We start from the raw sequence: 17,463 nt of genomic DNA on the forward strand, positions 1-17,463 counted from the left end.
ATGTCTCACCCTCGCGTCGGGCAACCCGTCGGGCGATCTCTGCGTCTTTGACGACCGGGGGGCGCCTCCTTAAGCCGTTCACATACACCGTAAAATCGGATGGCCGCGTCACCGGAGCGCAATCGGCTGGTCACGTAGGCAACAACCACAGGTCACGCAAGCAGATGGGGGAGGGCGATCGGATGCCGCAGACCGATGCACGGCGAACCGAGGCGGCACCGCGCGCCCGGCTCCGCCGGTGGACCGAACTGCGCACCGCCGCATCGCACACCCGGCTGCGCTGGTGGACCGAGCTGCCGCTGCTCGTGATGGTGTACGCGTCGTACTCGGCGGGCCGGCTGCTCGCCCGGGGCGACACCGACGACGCCGTCGGTCACGGCCTGGAGATCCTGCGCGTCGAGAAGGCCCTCCACCTCAACGCCGAGCACCCGCTGAACCGGCTGTTCACCCGCGAGGCCTGGCTCGGCGTCCCCGCCGACTTCTGGTACGCGTCGCTGCACTACCTGGTGACGCCCGCGATCCTGATCTGGCTCTTCCGCTCCCGGGCCGTGCGCTACCGCGCCGCCCGCACCTGGCTGATGACATCCACGCTGATCGGGCTGATCGGCTTCACGCTGATGCCGACCTGCCCGCCCCGGCTGCTCTCCGCGGGCCACGGCTTCGTCGACACGATGGCCCAGTACAGCTCGTACGGCTGGTGGGGCGGCGAGGCGAGCGCGCCGCGCGGCCTCGGCGGCATGACCAACCAGTACGCGGCGATGCCCAGCCTGCACGTGGGCTGGTCGCTGTGGTGCGGGGTGATGCTGTGGCGCTACGGCCGCACACCCGTCGTCCGGCTCGCGGGCATCGCCTATCCGCTGCTGACCACGATCGTCGTGATGGGCACCGCCAACCACTACTTCCTCGACGCGGCGGCGGGCGCCGCGGTGATGGGGATCGGGCTGCTGCTGACCCCGTACGTGATGCGTCTCGCGGACCGTGTGCGGGGGCTGTTCAGTGCCCGCATCCCGTGGGTCGCGGGCGCCTCGCGCGGCGCACGTTCCTCAATTGTCAGTGGCGGATGCCAGACTTCCACGGGTGAGCGAATTCCCCGACAGCGCGAGTCCCGAACCGGGCCCGAGGCCGAGCCGGGTGCCTCCCCCAAGGATGCCGGGGAAGGCGCTGCGGCAGCAGCTCGCTGAGCTGCGCGGTTCCGCCGTACCGCCCAAGGCGCTGGACGCGCGGGCCCTCGCGGCGCTCGCCGCGAATCCAGGGTGTGATCGGCGGGCCCTGCTGGACGGCGCGGGCGTCGACAAGGCGAAGCTGGCGGACGCGCTGGGCTCGCCGTCCGCCTTCGGCCAGTCCCAGTTCGCCTTCATGCGGGGGAACGCGTTCGAGGCGCGGGTCAAGGCCGACGGCGGCGCGGAGCTGCTGCGGCTGGTGCACGAGAAGCTGGACCCGGGCGCCGAGCCGCCCGCGGCCGGTGTCGTGCCCGACCTGAGCGCGGTCGGCCCCGAGGGGCGCGCCGCCCGTACGGCGCTCGCCCTGCGCGAGGCCACCACGGCCGCCGCCTGGACCCTGCTCGACCACCCCATGCTCGCCCTCGACGTCGCGGGCTCCCCCGCCTTCCTGGAGCCGGACGCCGTCGTCGTCCACCCCGACGGAAGCTGGACGGTCGTCGAGATCAAGTCCTTCCCGATGCTGGACGGCTCCGCGGACCCGGCGAAGGTGGGCGCCGCCGCCCGCCAGTCCGCGGTCTACGTGCTCGCCCTGGAGGAGGTGGCCGCGCGCCTCGGCGCGGGGCCCCAAGGGCGTGACGCCCAGGACGGCGGCACCATCCCCGACGTTCGCCACCGGGTCCTGCTGGTCTGCCCCAAGGACTTCTCCAACCTGCCCACCGCGTCCGCCGTCGACATCCGCAAGCAGCGCGCGGTCACCCGCCGCCAGCTGGCCCGCCTCACTCGCGTCGAGGACATCGCGGACGCCCTCCCCGAGGGCACCTGCTTCGCCCCCGACCTCCCGGCCGCCGATCTGACGGCCGCCGTCGAGTCCGTCCCCGCGACGTACGCCCCCGAGTGCCTGGCCGCCTGCGAGCTCGCCTTCCACTGCCGCGACCGCTCCCGCGCCGAAGGCGTGGTGACGGCCCTGGGGCGGTCGCTCCGCTCCGAACTGGGCGGGCTGACGACGATCGGTGAGGTCCTGGCGGCGGCCCACGGCGCGGCCGGGGACCCCGACGACCCGGCGGTCGTGGCCCTGCGCAGGGCCGCGGCCCTGCGGTCGGAGGCCCTGCGGGGGCGCGCGACGTCTCCCACCGGCCGGCCGGAGCCGGCCGGCGAAGTCCTCCCGGAGGTGGCCCCTTGTCGCTGATCGCCACCCTCGCCCGGCTGGAGGCCGTCGAGAGCGGGCGGGCCCAGCCCCTCGCCACCGTGCGGCACCGGCATCTGACCGAGCGGCCCCTGGTGTTCGTACCGCTGACCACCGCCGGTGAGGCCGGGGCCCCGCTCGGAGCGCTGGTGGGCACGGACCGGGACGCGCCCCGTCTGCTGGTCGTGCCGCAACCCCGGGACCGCGACCTGCGGTTCGCGTTCCTCGCGGAGCTGGCCGATGTCGTACTGCCGTACGTGGACGCCTACGCCGACGACGTCGAGGCGGCCGAGCGCAGCGAGACCGATCCCGAGACCGGCAAGCGCGTCAAGGTCGAGGTCGAACTGTGCGCGGACGCCCCGCAGCTGATCGTGCCGAGCCGCGCGGGCGTGGAGTTCGTACGGCTCCTCGGCCGCTCCACGCGGTTTCGACGCACCGCGGAGCAGGAGCCGGAGGCACCCCATCCGGCACCGCCCCGGGTGCCGTTGCTCGGGCGGTGGCTGACGCACTTCGCAGAGCGGGCCCGGGTGCCCGGCTCCGCCCTGCTGCTCGCCCTCACCGACGTACTGTCCCGGCACTGGGCGACCGGCCAGAGCAGCCTGGAGGACCAGCACCTGGGGGCGCTGCTCGCCTGGATCGACCCCCCGGAGGGTGCGTCGGGCGCGGCGGCCGCGCTGCGGGCCGAGTTGCGGCGGGATGCCGGGGGACAGCTCGTGTGCCCGCCCGCGGGCCCGGCCACCGACCCCGCCTTCGACAACAAACTGCTCGCTCCCGCCATCGAGCGCTACGACCGCGCGCGGACCGCCCTGGCCGCCGCCGAGGACGGCTTGGAGGCGGACGACCGGCTCGGTGAACTCACCGCCGCCGAGCGGGAGATCCGCGCCCTCGTCGAGCAGGTCACCCGGCCCACCTGGGACGCGGTGTGGCGCGGCCTCGACCTGCTGCGGACGCTCCCCGAGGGCTCCCACGCGGCCGACCGGTGGACCCGCGATCGCTGGTCGTTCACCGGCCACCGCGACCGGATCACCGCGGGCGAGCCCCCGCAGCCACGCCGTGACGACGCGGTCACCGCGGCGAACAAGCTGGCCACGCGCGAGCGTGAACAGGCTCGCCTGGACGCACAGGAAGCCCTCGACGATCCGCTGGTCATGGCCGGGCGGCGGCTGGTCGGGGAGGCCTTCGCGGGTGAGGTCACGGACGTCGTCATGGCGTACAGCGAGAGCAAGAGGCCGAGCCCCCGCCCCCTGGTGACCGTGCGCACGGAGGACCGGCCGCACCTCGGGGAGCGGACGAAGGTGTACCGGTCGCTGGGCGGGAAGCCGCAGGCGGCCGAGTTCGTCGGGTACGAGGAGTCGTCGGAGGGCGACGGTCTTGTGGTCCTGCGGATCGTCGACAAGATGGGGCGCGGCAAGGAACCCGAGACCGGGTCCGTGCCGGAGAAGGGGGACCTCCTCTGCTTCACGCTCTTCGAGCACGAGCAGCGGGGCGGCGCGAAGCTGCCCGACCCGGAGGACACCCCGTGGACGCACGGCGGACCGCCTGGCGAGCCCGACGCGGTACCGCAGCCGGACCCGGTGACGGAGGAGGACGTCCTGTGACCACGGTCTTCGATCCCGCAGCCGCGGCCGGCCGCGCCACCGACGCGATCCTGGACGACACCCTGCACGGCACGCACCGCGGTGTCGTGGTCGACTCGCCCCCGGGTGCCGGGAAATCCACCCTCGTCGTCCGCGCGGCGCTCGAACTCGCCTCAGCGGGGCGCCCGTTGATGGTCATCGCGCAGACCAACGCCCAGGTCGACGACCTGGTGCTGCGACTCGCCGAGAAGAACGGGGAGCTGCCGGTGGGGCGCTTGCACAGCAGCGATCCCGACCCCTACGACAAGGCTCTGGACGACCTGCCGAACGTACGCAAGTCCTCCAAGGCCGGCGATCTGGCCGGCCTGGACGTGGTCGTCTCGACCGCCGCCAAGTGGGCCCACGTCAAGGGGGTCGAGCCGTGGCGGCACGCGATCGTCGACGAGGCTTACCAGATGCGGTCGGACGCGCTGCTGGCCGTGGCGGGGCTCTTCGAGCGGGCGCTGTTCGTGGGCGACCCCGGGCAGTTGGACCCGTTCGCGATCGTCGGCTCGGAGCAGTGGGCGGGGCTGTCGTACGACCCGTCGGCGTCCGCGGTGACGACACTGCTGGCCCACAACCCCGAACTGCCGCAGCACCGCCTCCCGGTGTCCTGGCGGCTGCCGGCCTCCGCGGCACCGCTCGTCTCGGACGCGTTCTACCCGTACACGCCGTTCCGCAGCGGCACCGGCCATGGTGACCGGCGGCTGAAGTTCGCTGTGGCGTCGGACGGTTCGGGTCCCGACCGGGTCATCGACGAGGCGGCGGAGGCCGGTTGGGGGCTGCTGGAGCTGCCCGCCCGGCACACGCCGCGTACGGACCCGGAGGCGGTACGGGCGGTTGCCCAGGTCGTACGGCGGCTGCTGGACCGGGGCGGTGCGGCCACCTCGGAGCGGGCGGACGAACCGCTGCCGCTGACCGCCGACCGGATCGCCGTCGGCACGGCGCACCGGGACCAGGCGGCGGCCGTACGGGCGGCGCTCGCCGACCTCGGGGTCACGGACGTCACCGTCGACACGGCAAATCGGCTTCAGGGGCGGGAGTTCGACGTCACCGTGGTGCTGCATCCGCTGTCCGGGCGGCCCGACGCGACCGCGTTCCACCTGGAGACGGGGCGGCTGTGCGTCCTCGCCTCGCGGCATCGGCACGCGTGCATCGTGGTGTGCCGGGCGGGGGTGACGGAACTGCTGGACGACCATCCGTCGACGGAGCCGGTGCAGCTGGGGGTCACGGTGAAGTTTCCGGACGGCTGGGAGGCAATGATGTCCACCTGGGACCACTGGTCCGAGCACCGGGTGACCTGGCGTCCCTGACCGTCCCTACCGCACCTGCCCGTCAGGCGACCAGCACGGCGCCACCCGATCCGCCGGACGGAGTCCGGCACGCCGCCGGAGGCGGCCGATGGAAACAGCCCGGACGGCTGGGAGGCAATGATGTCCACCTGGGACCACTGGTCCGAGCACCGGGTGACCTGGCGTCCCTGACCATCCTTACCGCACCTGCCCATCAGGCGACCAGCACGGCGCCACCCGATCCGCCGGACGGAGTCCGGCACGCCGCCGGAGGCGGCCGATGGAAACAGCCCGGACGGCTGGGCCAATCACGCGGTGCTGTCGCATGTGGCGGAGCATCGGGTGCTGTGGCGACGGTAGATCCACCCATGGATCCACAGCGGATCCATAGGGGGCGGCCGTGGGTCCGGCTGGCACGGTTGTACGGGTCCGCGCACGCGGGCCTACTTGCGCGGACGGGGGAGAATGGACGGTGGCCCACCCACGAAGCGGGCCCCTGAACCGTACGAGGAGGAGAAGACATGGCGGAGCCCACGCCGCGTCGGAACGAACCGCGGCTACGCCCCGCGCCCCTGCTCTTCGAGCCCGCGGAGGCGGCCGGTGATCCGGAGCACTTCTTCGATCTCGAGTCGATCGACGATCCTCGGGCGCTGCTGGCGCGGGCCACGGAGCTGACGCTCGCGTTTCGCGCCGCGGCCGATCGGGCGGTCGAGTTCCAAGCGATCGCCGCCGCGCAGCTGGCCGATCCTCGGCGGTTCGATCGGCTTACGCCGGCTTCGATCGCCGAGCGGGCCGAGTGGACCGAGGACTATGCGAAGAAGATGATCGAGTTCGGGCGGGATCTGTTGCGAGGGGCCGAAGGGGACGGGCGGGGGCTTGGGCATGGGGTGGGCGACCATGCGTGAGCCGGTCGTTTCGGTGTAGTCGCGGGGTTCTCTCGCCCCCGCCGTCCGGGCCGGTCGCGCAACTCCCCGCGCCCCTGATGGCCTAAGGGCCTGGCATATGCCGCGGGGGCAAGGTACTCCTCCCCCGGCGTTCTGTCCCGAGTTTTCGCAACTCTCGGGGGCCGGGTGCTTACCGACGGTAGATCTCATAGCCATGAGCAGCACACGGAATCCGGCAAGCTCCGCCGCCCCGTTGCCCGACCGGTTCGACGTCTGCGGCGTCACCCCGGACGGAGCCGCCTGGCTCGCCTCGGCAGGAACGTATCCGCGCAGCACCCTCACCCTGTGGGAGGAACGCCCGACCGCCCCGGTCGTCCTGCCCTGCGGCACCGCCTTCGACATCGTCAACGTGCCCGCGGTCCTCGGTCGGCGGATGCTCGACCGGCTGTGGGACGAGGGGCCGGGCTCGGGCCCGGTGGCCGTGCACCGCGGGCGGACGCTGCTGTTCAGCGTGCCGGGCACCGCACAGCGCCTGCCGTCGCTCCTGGAGTGGGAGGCGGGCGAGTCGGGGGGATCCGGGCGCGTCGACGCCATTCCTCCGCTGCTCTGCCACGGGGTCGGCGACGCCGTGACCGTGCCCGCCCTGAGCCCCGTCGCCCACCTCACGTCCCGCTGGCTGGTGGCCCCCGACACCCGGCATCCGTGGCTTCCGGGGCCCGAGATCCTGGTGTGGGCGGCCGTCCGGGCGGCCCGCACGGCCGCCTCCGCCGCGGTGCGGATATCGATTTTTCCTCCCGCCGATCAGGATGCTAAGGTCTACGACGTCAGCAGGCGCCGCTAGCTCAGTTGGTTAGAGCAGCTGACTCTTAATCAGCGGGTCCGGGGTTCGAGTCCCTGGCGGCGCACAGACGGTGAGAAGCCCCTCGCGAAAGCGAGGGGCTTCTTGCGTGTCCGGCTCCGCGCGGGCGAGGAGATCAGCCTGTCGTGATCTTCACCGTCCACGCCCCGGACGCCGTCCGGTCCTCGACCTCGACACGCGCCTTCTCGCCGGGGACCGTGAAACTCTCCCCGAGTCCGACCGGCGCGTCCGCCAGGGGCGGGTACACCGATTCGCCCCAGCAGGACTCGGAGTGCGGGTGGGCGTCGACGACCTCGACCGGGCCGCCGCCGGAGTCGGCCTCGCTGCGGATGCGGTAGATCAGGACGCCCTGGGTGCAGGTGGCGCCGTCGTTGCCCGTCGAGGTGCGCGCCTCGAAGGCCAGCACACTGTCGGGGCCCGTACGGACCACCGCCAACTTCGTACCGCGACCGGAACCGAAGATGCGCGCCCCTGGGACCGAGGTGGGCAGGACCGCCCGCGAGGCCGGCAGGGACGGGGCCGAGTCCGACGGAGCCTGGGCAGGCAGGGCCGAGGCCCGCGCTCGGAAGCCCTGGGCGGACCCCCCGGAGACGGAGCCCGAGCCGGGCATCCCGGGACCGGGAACCAACCCCCCGGACCCCGAGGCGGAGCCCTCCGAGTCCGAGGTCGACCCCCCGGAGCCCAGAGCCGGTGCCGGACCGGCCTGGGCGCCGACGCTCGCGACGGAAACCGGCGCTCCCGATGCCGCCGTCCCCGCGCCACCCGTCACCGGACCCGACCCCAGCGGCTCCAACGTCAGTCTCGTGGTCCCGTGCTCCCGCAGACAGGCCACCTGACGTGTTTCCAACCAGCCCAGTTTCCACTTGTGCCAGCCGAACAGATCGGGGGCAAGGCCGAACTGGCTGCCCATGAGGTCCCAGTCGCCGACATAGGTGTCCCAGTCGCCCTTGCCGTCGGTGGGGCGATGGTAGAGGTCGGGCAGGTCGAAGACGTGCCCCGTCTCATGGGCGAGGACGAGGCGGTCCGGCGGGTGCTTCTCGAAGACCGTGACGACGCGGCGGATGTCCTTGCCGTCGGCTTCGATGGGGGTGTCGAGGTTGACGACCTTCGTCGCGTCGGAGTCGACGCCCGGCGCGTCCGGGTCGGCCACGAAATAGACGATGTCGTAGCGGGAGAAGTCGACCCACCGGTCGGCCGCGGCGACCGCGTCACGCAGATAGGCGCCGCGCCGCGCGGCGTTCCAGTCGCGCTTTATGGCGTACGAGGTGGAGGCGTGCGGCATCCGGATCCAGTCGCGCTGCGGATGCGGGCGCAGCGTGAACCTGCCGTACGAGGCGCGCTCGAAGAACTGGCTGGTGGCCGGGAAGTAGTCGGCGGCCAGTTCGGCGGGCGTGGTGTGGGGCCGGGAGTCCGGGAAGGACAGATAGACGAGCACCGCGTCGAGGGGGCGGGTGGGGCGCGGATAGTCGGCGTTCCAGGTGTCCAGGCCCTCCGAGTGGTGGGCCTCGGTCCGCCTCAGGGCACAGGGGGAGAAGAGGGGTTCGGCGAGCGCGGGACCCGTGATCAGGGAGGTCGCGGCCAGCGCCGTCATGGAGGTGAACACGGCCGCGGTGCTGCGCCAGCGCTGCGCGCCCTGACCGACGGAGGCCCGCAGCGTGCCCGGACGCGCGAGGACCCGCTGCACGCCAAGAACCGTCAGGACGTCAGGAACCCGCGAAACATCACGGGTTCGACGCCGCCGAGCCTCTCGGGCGAGACTCCTCGGGGGGCGCTGACGCGGCACGTCGACCTCCGGATGCGGTTTTCGGGACACCGCACCCAGCCTGGGTTACTTAGTGATGTTTCGCCCTGTTTGTCTGCACCAGAAGAGTGAGGGGCCATGAGCAGCCGCAACCCCGAACGACACCCCGAACATTCACGGAACGTCACATGCGATCGCCAGGCGCAGGAACCGGTCCAGATGCAGGCAGAAACGATCTGTCAGAACCGGTGGTTGTTCCGGGACACTGGACTGTGGCTGGAAGGCTCCGGAACCAGCCTCTATGATCGGCACACTTTCCTGCACGGACACGGCTTGTTCGGCCGTCCAGCACCGGCCGACCACCCGAGAGACCCATACGAAGAACGAATGCACTGCGGGAGCGAGCGGTGAGCGGAACGTCCGAAGGGCCGACGCCCACGGCAGATCTCACCCGGTCGGCCGTCACAGAGCGTCACAACGACACATCTCCGCGTACGTCTCCTCGTACGTACGCCGAGGTGCCTCCCAGCGCATCCGTCCCCGCCGTTTCACCCCCCGACGCATCCCCTTGCGCCGGGGCCTCTCCCGGCGCGTACGCCCCGGCGGAAACACCCCTCGACACCCTCGACACGCCTGAGTCCCCCCTCGACACGCCCGGGTCCATCTGCGACGCGCCCGAGTCCATGCCCGGGGTTTCCGAGTCCGTCCCCGGTGCGGCGCTCGTCCCGCCCGCCGAGGCCTCGACATCTCCCGGTGCGTTCCGTGCCGCCTTCGGCGCCGCGCCCCTTCCGATGGCCGTGGTCGACCGCGAGGGTCTGGTCGTCACCGCCAACGAGTCGCTCGGCGCGCTGCTCGGCACCGGATCGGGCGCGCTCGTGGGGCGGATCGCGGCCGATCTGGTGGATCTGGCCTCCGACGCCCGCACCTGGCACGCGTACCGCGAGGTGCTGCGTGGCCGGCAGGCCCGGCTGCGCTGCACCCGCCGCCTCAAGCACCCCGACGGGCACTCGCTCTGGGTACAGGTGACGGTCGCTCCGCTGCCCGCACAGGAGGAGGCGGTACTGCTGTCCATCGCGGACATCAGCGCCCGCCGTGAACTCCAGGCGCGGCTGCGGCACTTGCAGATGCACGACCCGGTGACCCGACTGCCCAACCGCACGCTGTTCTTCGAGCGGCTCTCCTCCGCCCTGGAGGCGGAGGCGTACGAGGAGGGCGGCACCGGCCGGATCGGGCTCTGCTACCTGGACCTGGACGGGTTCAAGGCGGTCAACGACACGCTCGGCCACCGGGTCGGCGACCGGCTGCTCGCGGCCGTCGCCGAACGGCTGACGCGCTGCGCCGACGAGGCGGGTTACGCCCGGGGGGCCACTCCCCTGGTCGCCCGGCTGGGCGGCGACGAGTTCGCGCTGCTGGTCGAGGACTCGACGGGGACGGACCAGTTGGCGGACCTCGCCGAGTCCGTCCTCAAGTCACTGCAGGCGCCCTTCGACCTCTCCGGGCAGCGGCTGTCGGTCTCCGCGTCGATCGGGGTCGTCGAGCGGCGCGCCGCCGGGACGAGCGCGACCCATCTGATGCAGGCCGCGGACACCACGCTGTACTGGGCGAAGGCGGACGGCAAGGGCCGCTGGACGCTGTTCGACCCGGAGCGCAACGCCCATCGGATGACCCGTCAGGCGCTCTCCTCCACCCTCCGGGCGGCGATCGACCGGAACGAATTCGCCCTGGAGTACCAGCCCTTGGTGGGCATGGCGGACGGCGGGGTGCGCGGGGTCGAGGCATTGGTCCGCTGGAACCATCCGCAGTTCGGCACACTGACGCCGAATCGGTTCATCGGATTGGCCGAGGAAGACGGTTCGATCGTGCAGCTCGGCCGTTGGGTACTGGCCACGGCCTGCCGCCAGGCCCGCCGCTGGCAGCTGGACCGTCCCGACGCGGTGCCGATCTTCGTCAGCGTCAACGTCGCCGTACGGCAGGTGTGGGACTCCGACCTGGTCGCGGACGTGGCGGAGATCCTCACGGAGACGGGTCTCGCCCCGCATCTGCTCCAGTTGGAGCTGACGGAGTCGGCGGTGATGGGCTCGGCCGGGCGGCCCCTCCAGGCCCTTCAGTCCCTCAGCGACATGGGCGTCCGCATCGCCATCGACGACTTCGGCACCGGGTACTCCAACCTCGCCTACCTCAGCCGCCTGCCGGTCTCCGTCCTGAAGCTGGACGGGTCCTTCGTGCGCGGCTTCCAGTACGAGGGGCCCGACGGCGGTGTCGGCGGCGCCCATCCCAACCCCGCGGACGAGGTCATCGTCGAGGCCCTCATCCAACTCGCCCACCGGCTCGGCCTGACGGTCACCGCCGAGTGCGTGGAGACCGCCTCCCAGGCCACCCGGCTGCGCGGGATCGGCTGCGACACCGGGCAGGGCTGGCTGTACTCCCGCCCGGTGGCGCCGGATCGTATCTCCGCCCTCTTGACCGCGAGTTCCTGACAGCGAGTTCGTGACGGCGAGCGGGTGCTAGTCCGCGTTCGGCAGCCCGTACGCGTCCGCGATCAGTTCGTACGAGCGCAGGCGTACGTCGCCGCCGTGGGCGTTGCCCGTGAGCATCAGCTCGTCGGCGCCGGTGCGCTTCTGGAGGTCGTCGAGGCCGGCGCGGACCTCGTCCGCGGTGCCGTGGATGACGTTGGCGTTCCAGGAGTCGACGAACTCACGTTCCATCGGGCTGAAGTCGTACGCCTCCGCCTCCTCGGGGGTCGGGACGAGACCCGGGCGGCCGGTGCGCAGCCGGACCATGTTCAGGGCCGCGGCCCTGACCTGGCGGCGGGCCTCCTTCTCGTCGTCCGTGGCGAGGGCGGAGACGCCGATCAGGGCGTAGGGGGCGTCCAGCACGGCGCTCGGCCGGAAGGACTCGCGGTAGAGGTCCAGCGCCGGGATCGTGTTCTGGGCCGAGAAGTGGTGCGCGAAGGCGAAGGGGAGGCCGAGGACGCCGGCCAGGCGGGCGCTGAAACCGGAGGAGCCGAGGAGCCAGATCGGGGGGCGGTGCGGGGACTGTATGCCGCCCGGGGAGGTCGACTGGACAGGGCCCGGGACCGCGTGGATGCGGGCGTAGGGGTGACCGGCCGGGAAGTCGTCGTCCAGGAAGCGGGTCAGCTCCGCGAGCTGCTCGGGGAAGTCGTCGGCGCCCTCGTGGAGGCGCTCGGTGCGGCGGAGGGCGGCGGCGGTTGCGCCGTCCGTGCCGGGGGCTCGGCCCAGGCCCAGGTCCACTCGGCCCGGGGCCATGGCTTCCAGCGTGCCGAACTGCTCCGCGATCACCAGGGGGGCGTGGTTCGGGAGCATGACGCCGCCCGAGCCCAGGCGGATGCGGGTCGTGTGGGCGGCGAGGTGGGCGAGGATCACCGCGGGTGAGGAGGAGGCCACGCCCGGCATGGAGTGGTGTTCGGCGACCCAGTAGCGGTGGAAGCCGCGGGACTCTGCGAGGCGGGAGATGGCGACGCTGGTGCGCAGGGCGTCGGTCGCGGTGCGGCCGGCGCCTACGGTGACCAGGTCCAGTACGGAGAGGGGTACGGGCGCGGTGCCTTGCGCGGTGCCTCGGATCTCGTCCGTGTCGTCCACCGGGGTGCCTCCTGTTGCGTACGTGTTGCTGTCCTCACGCCGCCAACAGGAGACAGTCCCCGTTTATTCCCGGCACCCGAAAGGGTTCCTCGCCCCCGCCGCCCCTACCCGTCCCATCCCAGGGGCTCCGCCCCCGGACCCCCACATCGCCCGAAGGGCTCGTCCTCAAACGCCGGACAGGACAGGCTGAAAGAAGCGGGCCGGGGACCTTCAGGGGCGCGGGGAACTGCGCGACCGGCCCCCACCGGCCGTCAGCCGAAGAACTTCGGGCGGGCGGGGGATGTGGGGCGAAGCCCCGCCCTCAGGGGCGCGGGGAACTGCGCGACCAGCCCCCACCCAGCCGCAGACGAAGTGCACTCCCGGGAGCGTTACACCTGGATGATGGGCTCCTTTGTGAAGAGGGTGCCGAGGGTGGGGGCGTTCACCTTGCGGTCGGCGAGGCGTAGGGCCTCCCAGACCGTGACCTGGTTGGCGGTGAGGACCGGCTTGGAGAGGTCCTTCTCCAGGGCCGAAAGGTGCGCCGCCGTGTGGAGGGCCGTGTCGGGGAGCAGGACGGCGTCCGCGTCGGCGTGGTCGCCTGCCCGGGCGAGCTCGAGGACCTCCGCCTCGCCCCAGGTCCCGACCTCCGCGGCCGTGATGATCCCGGAGGCCCTGCTCGACACGACCTCCACCCCCGCCTCCCGAAGGAACGCGGCGAAGAGGTCCGCCACGTCCTGCGGATAGGTCGCCGCGATCGCGACCCTCCGGGCCCCGACCTCCCGGACGGCGTGCGCGAACGCGAAGGACGTGGAGGAGGCGGGCAGCCCGGCCGCCCGGGCCAGGGCGCGTACCTGCTCGTGGGCGCCCTCCCAGCCGTACACGAAGCTGCCGCTGGTGCACGCCCAGACCACGGCCTCCGCGCCGGACAGCCGCAGCTCCTCGACGCCCGCCGAGAGCCGGACCACCGAGCCCATCTCGCGCAGCGCGTCGACCCGGTGGGCGTCCTCCCCGATGTCCGTGTGGACCAGCTGGAGGCGGACGTCGCTGCCCAGGAGCTGTTCGATGCGCGGGTAGTCGTCCTCGGCCGAGTGGCCCGGGTAGAGGAATCCGAGTGCGGTCATGCCCAACCTTCCTGTTCTTCCGGCAGTACAGGTCCCCCGCGGGCGGACTGATCGATCAGCCGCTGATAGGGGCCCACCGCCCGGGTACCCAGGTGACGCAGTGCCGCCCACATCGTCACCTGGTTGGCCGAGATCACCGGTATGCGCAGTTCCGCCTCCAGCTGGGGGATGACGTCGTACGTCGGCAGGTTGGTGCAGCTGATGAAGAGGGCGTCGGCCCCTTCGCCCCGCACCGCACGGCGGGCCATGTCGACCACATCACGGTACGGAACTTTCCAGATGTGCCTGGTCAGACCCATGAAGGCGCGCCCGGTGACATGGACGCCCGCCTCGGCGAGGTACTCCTCCAGGGACTGGGTCACCGAGACCGTGTAGGGGGTGACGAGAGTGATGCGGTGGGCGGCCAGCTCGGTGAGCGCCTCCAGCAGCGCGCCGGAGGTGGTCAGCGACGCCACCTCCCCCGCCCGCGTCATCGCCTCGCACATCGCCCGCTCGCCCGCGACCCCGCCCACGAAACTGCCGGAGGTGCACGCGTACGCCACGACCTCGGGCGCGACCGCGTTCAGCGCGCGGACCGCGTCGCCGAGCGTCTCGTGCTCGGAGACCAGGCGGGCCAGGTCCAGGCTCACCTCGACCGGCACGAACGGGGTGCGGGTCAGATGCAGGGAGACGTCGTCGGGGACCCAGCGCCACAGCTCGCGGTCGAGGGCGAAGTCGAAGGGGGCGACGACACCGATCCCGCGCTGGGGGCGGGGGCCGCCGAGAAAGGAGACGTCCATGGCAGCACCGGCCTCACGAAGGGAGACGAAGGGGCAACGGACCGTGCGTACGTCCGTGTTGACGAAGGTAGGTTCGGGTGCGAGCGTGGTCAATCCGCCCATCTCAGACGACTCCGGCCGCCCCCGCCCACCCCGCAGGTTCGTCCTCTCAGGAACTCAGGAACTCAGGAAGCCTCCGAAACCCTTCGGGACTCTTCGGAACCCTCAGGACTCCCAGGACTCCCAGGACTCCCAGGACTCCTCGGAACTCTCAGGAAAGCGGACTCGCATTGCGAAACGGTTTCCCTCGCCCGCCCCGCCCCGTATCCGCGTCGGCCCCGGCCTCCGGTTCCGGTGCCGGATCGCGCACCACCCTCCTCGTCCTGGACGCCGAGCCGCTCCCCCGTCTCGGCAGACTCACCGGCCGGGCGCGGATCGAGCACGCCGACGAGTCGACGCTGGCCGAGCGGCTGCCGCGCGCGGACGTGCTGCTGGTCTGGGACTTCACCTCGCACGCGGTGCGCCGCGCCTGGCCCGGCGAGGGGCCCCGGCCGCGCTGGGTGCACACGGCGAGCGCGGGCGTCGACCACCTCATGTGCCCCGAGCTCGCCGCGTCCGACACGGTGGTGACCAACGCGCGCGGGATCTTCGACCGGCCGATCGCCGAGTACGTCGCCGCGCTGGTCCTCGCGATGGCCAAGGACCTGCCGAGGACGTGGGACCTTCAGCGGCAGCGGGAGTGGCGGCACCGGGAGTCGCAGCGGGTGGCGGGCACACGCGCGTGTGTGGTCGGTTCCGGGCCGATCGGGCGGACGATCGTCAAGACGCTCAAGGCGCTCGAGGTGACGACGGCTCTGGTGGGGCGTACCGCGCGCACCGGGATCCACGGGCCCGAGGAGCTCGACCGGCTGATGGCGCGCGCCGACTGGGTGGTGTCGGCGGCGCCGCTCACCGAGGCCACGTACGGCATGTTCGACGCGCGGCGCTTCGGGATGATGCAGCCCTCGGCGCGCTTCATCAACGTCGGCCGGGGGCAGTTGGTCGTCGAGGACGCGCTCGCCGAGGCGCTGTCGAAGCGGTGGATCGCGGGCGCGGCCCTCGATGTCTTCCAGGACGAGCCGCTCGGCCCGGACAGCCCGCTGTGGGATGTTCCCGGGCTGATCGTGTCGCCGCACATGAGCGGGGACACGGTCGGCTGGCGGGACGAACTCGGGGCGCAGTTCGTGGAGATGTACGAGCGCTGGGAGGCGGGCAGACCGCTGCCGAACGTGGTCGACAAGAAGCGCGGATACGTACCGGGGCACTGAGACTTCCTCTGGAGGGGCCGATGTCGGAACTCGTCGAGCTGACCGCGGTACAACTCCTCGACGGCTACCGCAAGGGCGAGTTCAGCCCCGTGGACGCCACGCGGGCGGCGTTGCGCAGGGCCGTGGAGATCCAGCCGGCCGTGAACGCGTTCGTACGTCTCGACGCGGACGCGGCTCTCGCGCGGGCGAGCGAGTCCGCGGACCGCTGGCGGCGGGGTGAGCCCGTCGGGCTGCTGGACGGGGTACCGGTCTGCGTCAAGGACATCCTGCTGCTGCGCGGCGGACCGACCCTGCGCGGCTCCAAGACCGTTGATCCCCAGGGACGTTGGGACGAGGACGCGCCGTCCGTCGCCCGGCTGCGCGAGCACGGGGCGGTGTTCCTCGGGAGGACGACGACACCCGAGTTCGGCTGGAAGGGCGTCACGGATTCGCCGCTGTCGGGGATCACCCGCAATCCGTACGACGTCACGCGCACGGCGGGCGGCTCGAGCGGCGGCAGCGCGGCGGCCGTCGCGCTCGGGGCGGGGCCGCTGGCGCTGGGCACGGACGGGGGCGGCAGTGTGCGCATCCCGGCCGCGTTCTGCGGGATCTTCGGTCTGAAGCCGACGTACGGGAGGGTGCCGCTGTACCCCGCGAGCGCGTTCGGGACGCTCTCGCACGTGGGGCCGATGGCACGGGACGCGGCCGACGCGGCGCTGATGATGGACGTGATCAGCGGGCCGGACCCCCGTGACTGGTCGGCGCTCGGGCCGGTGGACGGGTCCTTCGTGGAGGCCCTTGGGGGTGGGGTGCGGGGGCTGCGGGTCGCGTACTCGCCGTCCCTCGGCGGGCAGGTCGCGGTCCAGCCGGCCGTCGCGGCGGCGGTGCGGCGGGCGGTGGAGCGGCTCGCGGGGCTCGGCGCGTACGTCACCGAGGCGGACCCCGATCTCACGGACCCGGTGGAGGCCTTCCACGTCCTGTGGTTCGGCGGTGCGGCCCGGGTGGCCCAGCGGCTCGGGCCGCGGCAGCGGGAGTCGCTGGACCCGGGGCTGCGGGAGATCTGCGCGCGGGGCGCCCGGTTCAGCGCGCTGGACTACCTGGCCGCTGTGGACGTCCGGATGGAGCTCGGGCGGCGGATGGGACGCTTCCACGAGTCGTACGACGTGCTGGTGACGCCGACCCTGCCGCTGACGGCGTTCGCGGCGGGGGTGGAGGTGCCGCCGGGCTCCGGCCACCGCCGCTGGACGGGGTGGACCCCGTTCACGTACCCCTTCAACATGACCCAGCAGCCCGCCGCGAGCGTCCCGGTCGGCACGGACGGCGACGGCCTTCCGGTCGGCCTGCAGATCGTCGCGGCCCGCCACCGTGACGACCTCGTCCTGCGCACGGCGCACACGCTGTACGAGGCGGGCGTCGCGGGCATCGCACCGCCGGGCCTCACATCCTGCGGAAGCTGAGCGTTTCCCCCTGGGCGCCCGAGCGCCAGAGGTCGTTGCAGGCCTCGGCCATCGCCTCCAGGCCCTCGGTCACCTGGCCCCAGACGATGCCCGGGACCCAGCCCACGTCCCCGTTGAGCAGCAGGTTGTTGCGTTCGTAGAAGAGGGCGAGGTCGACGACGGTGGTGCCGGGGCGTACGTCGGTGTCGTAGCCGTAGGCCTTCGTACCCAGTTCCGTGCCCGCGAAGGCGAAATAACAGAGGTCTCCGGGAATGGGGGTAACTGTCGGATTTTCCAGCGGTGGCTCCGATTTCGCGAAAGGCGGGAAAAGGGCGTAGATCTCATTGCGTGCGTACTTCGCGTGGTAGACGTCGCCGCCCAAAGGAAGCGCGTCCCACACCGTCGCGCAGGTGACCGGCGCCCGGTCGTCGAGCAGTTTCGCGGTGCAGTGGATTCCGCGCTTGACCAGCGAGACCTCGATGAATCGATCAGCCATGCATTCCATGGTCTCCCCGGAGTCAAGGGCGCCTCGACATCACTCGACGTCCT

Annotated in this window: 14 protein-coding genes and 1 tRNA gene; 10 read left to right on the forward strand and 5 right to left on the reverse strand. The window is 72.3% G+C overall.

Annotated elements, in window-relative coordinates:
- Positions 1 to 182: 182 nt before the first annotated feature.
- The 7 genes from ACZ7M3_RS22530 (at position 183) to ACZ7M3_RS22560 (ending at position 7,040) form a co-directional block, all read left to right on the forward strand.
- Positions 183 to 1,181: a phosphatase PAP2 family protein gene (locus ACZ7M3_RS22530; RefSeq protein WP_095854479.1), complete on the forward strand. Its 999-nt coding sequence runs from the start codon at positions 183 to 185 to the stop codon at positions 1,179 to 1,181.
- The gene (locus tag ACZ7M3_RS22535; RefSeq protein ID WP_472065442.1) at positions 1,132 to 2,346 is read left to right on the forward strand and encodes a hypothetical protein; all 1,215 of its coding nucleotides are present in this window, start codon (positions 1,132 to 1,134) and stop codon (positions 2,344 to 2,346) included. Before ACZ7M3_RS22530 ends, ACZ7M3_RS22535 begins: the two co-directional genes overlap by 50 nt.
- Positions 2,337 to 3,941, forward strand: a complete 1,605-nt coding sequence (locus ACZ7M3_RS22540) for a hypothetical protein (RefSeq protein ID WP_472065443.1) — start codon at positions 2,337 to 2,339, stop codon at positions 3,939 to 3,941. Before ACZ7M3_RS22535 ends, ACZ7M3_RS22540 begins: the two co-directional genes overlap by 10 nt.
- The gene (locus ACZ7M3_RS22545; protein WP_472065444.1) at positions 3,938 to 5,272 is read left to right on the forward strand and encodes an AAA domain-containing protein; all 1,335 of its coding nucleotides are present in this window, start codon (positions 3,938 to 3,940) and stop codon (positions 5,270 to 5,272) included. Before ACZ7M3_RS22540 ends, ACZ7M3_RS22545 begins: the two co-directional genes overlap by 4 nt.
- 500 nt (positions 5,273 to 5,772) lie before the next feature.
- Positions 5,773 to 6,156, forward strand: a complete 384-nt coding sequence (locus tag ACZ7M3_RS22550; protein WP_452967109.1) for a hypothetical protein — start codon at positions 5,773 to 5,775, stop codon at positions 6,154 to 6,156.
- 193 nt (positions 6,157 to 6,349) lie between these two features.
- A complete protein-coding gene (locus tag ACZ7M3_RS22555; RefSeq protein ID WP_472065445.1) occupies positions 6,350 to 6,976 on the forward strand; it encodes a bifunctional DNA primase/polymerase in 627 nt (208 codons plus the stop codon).
- Positions 6,967 to 7,040: transfer RNA gene (locus ACZ7M3_RS22560), tRNA-Lys, on the forward strand. The genes ACZ7M3_RS22555 and ACZ7M3_RS22560 overlap by 10 nt, the downstream gene beginning before the upstream one ends.
- A 69-nt stretch (positions 7,041 to 7,109) precedes the next feature.
- Here ACZ7M3_RS22560 and ACZ7M3_RS22565 read toward each other — a convergent pair.
- Positions 7,110 to 8,585 (reverse strand): M6 family metalloprotease domain-containing protein, encoded by a 1,476-nt coding sequence (locus tag ACZ7M3_RS22565; RefSeq protein WP_472065598.1) that lies wholly within the window; start codon positions 8,583 to 8,585, stop codon positions 7,110 to 7,112.
- 557 nt (positions 8,586 to 9,142) lie between these two features.
- Here ACZ7M3_RS22565 and ACZ7M3_RS22570 point away from each other — a divergent pair.
- Positions 9,143 to 11,212 carry a putative bifunctional diguanylate cyclase/phosphodiesterase gene (locus tag ACZ7M3_RS22570; RefSeq protein WP_472065446.1) on the forward strand — a complete coding sequence of 690 codons (2,070 nt, stop codon included), beginning with the start codon at positions 9,143 to 9,145 and terminating at the stop codon, positions 11,210 to 11,212.
- A gap of 27 nt (positions 11,213 to 11,239) precedes the next feature.
- On the opposite strand, the gene ACZ7M3_RS22575 is transcribed toward ACZ7M3_RS22570, so the two are convergent.
- From ACZ7M3_RS22575 to ACZ7M3_RS22585, 3 genes are all read right to left on the reverse strand, one after another.
- Positions 11,240 to 12,334, reverse strand: a complete 1,095-nt coding sequence (locus ACZ7M3_RS22575; RefSeq protein WP_388521102.1) for an LLM class flavin-dependent oxidoreductase — start codon at positions 12,332 to 12,334, stop codon at positions 11,240 to 11,242.
- Between the two features lie 368 nt (positions 12,335 to 12,702).
- Positions 12,703 to 13,434: a maleate cis-trans isomerase family protein gene (locus ACZ7M3_RS22580; RefSeq protein WP_472065447.1), complete on the reverse strand. Its 732-nt coding sequence runs from the start codon at positions 13,432 to 13,434 to the stop codon at positions 12,703 to 12,705.
- Positions 13,431 to 14,213, reverse strand: a complete 783-nt coding sequence (locus tag ACZ7M3_RS22585) for a maleate cis-trans isomerase family protein (protein WP_351298626.1) — start codon at positions 14,211 to 14,213, stop codon at positions 13,431 to 13,433. The genes ACZ7M3_RS22580 and ACZ7M3_RS22585 overlap by 4 nt, the downstream gene beginning before the upstream one ends.
- Before the next feature lie 362 nt (positions 14,214 to 14,575).
- Here ACZ7M3_RS22585 and ACZ7M3_RS22590 point away from each other — a divergent pair, with 362 nt between their 5' ends.
- Together ACZ7M3_RS22590 and ACZ7M3_RS22595 are read left to right on the forward strand one after the other, a co-directional pair.
- Positions 14,576 to 15,499: a D-2-hydroxyacid dehydrogenase gene (locus tag ACZ7M3_RS22590; RefSeq protein WP_472065599.1), complete on the forward strand. Its 924-nt coding sequence runs from the start codon at positions 14,576 to 14,578 to the stop codon at positions 15,497 to 15,499.
- Positions 15,500 to 15,519: 20 nt separating this feature from the next.
- Positions 15,520 to 16,935, forward strand: a complete 1,416-nt coding sequence (locus ACZ7M3_RS22595) for an amidase (RefSeq protein WP_472065448.1) — start codon at positions 15,520 to 15,522, stop codon at positions 16,933 to 16,935.
- On the opposite strand, the gene ACZ7M3_RS22600 is transcribed toward ACZ7M3_RS22595, so the two are convergent.
- Positions 16,916 to 17,410: a DUF3830 family protein gene (locus ACZ7M3_RS22600; RefSeq protein WP_472065449.1), complete on the reverse strand. Its 495-nt coding sequence runs from the start codon at positions 17,408 to 17,410 to the stop codon at positions 16,916 to 16,918. The two genes, ACZ7M3_RS22595 and ACZ7M3_RS22600, sit on opposite strands and share 20 nt — an antisense overlap.
- Positions 17,411 to 17,463: the final 53 nt, after the last annotated feature.

The sequence above is a fragment of the Streptomyces sp. NPDC111656 genome (genome assembly GCF_055656965.1).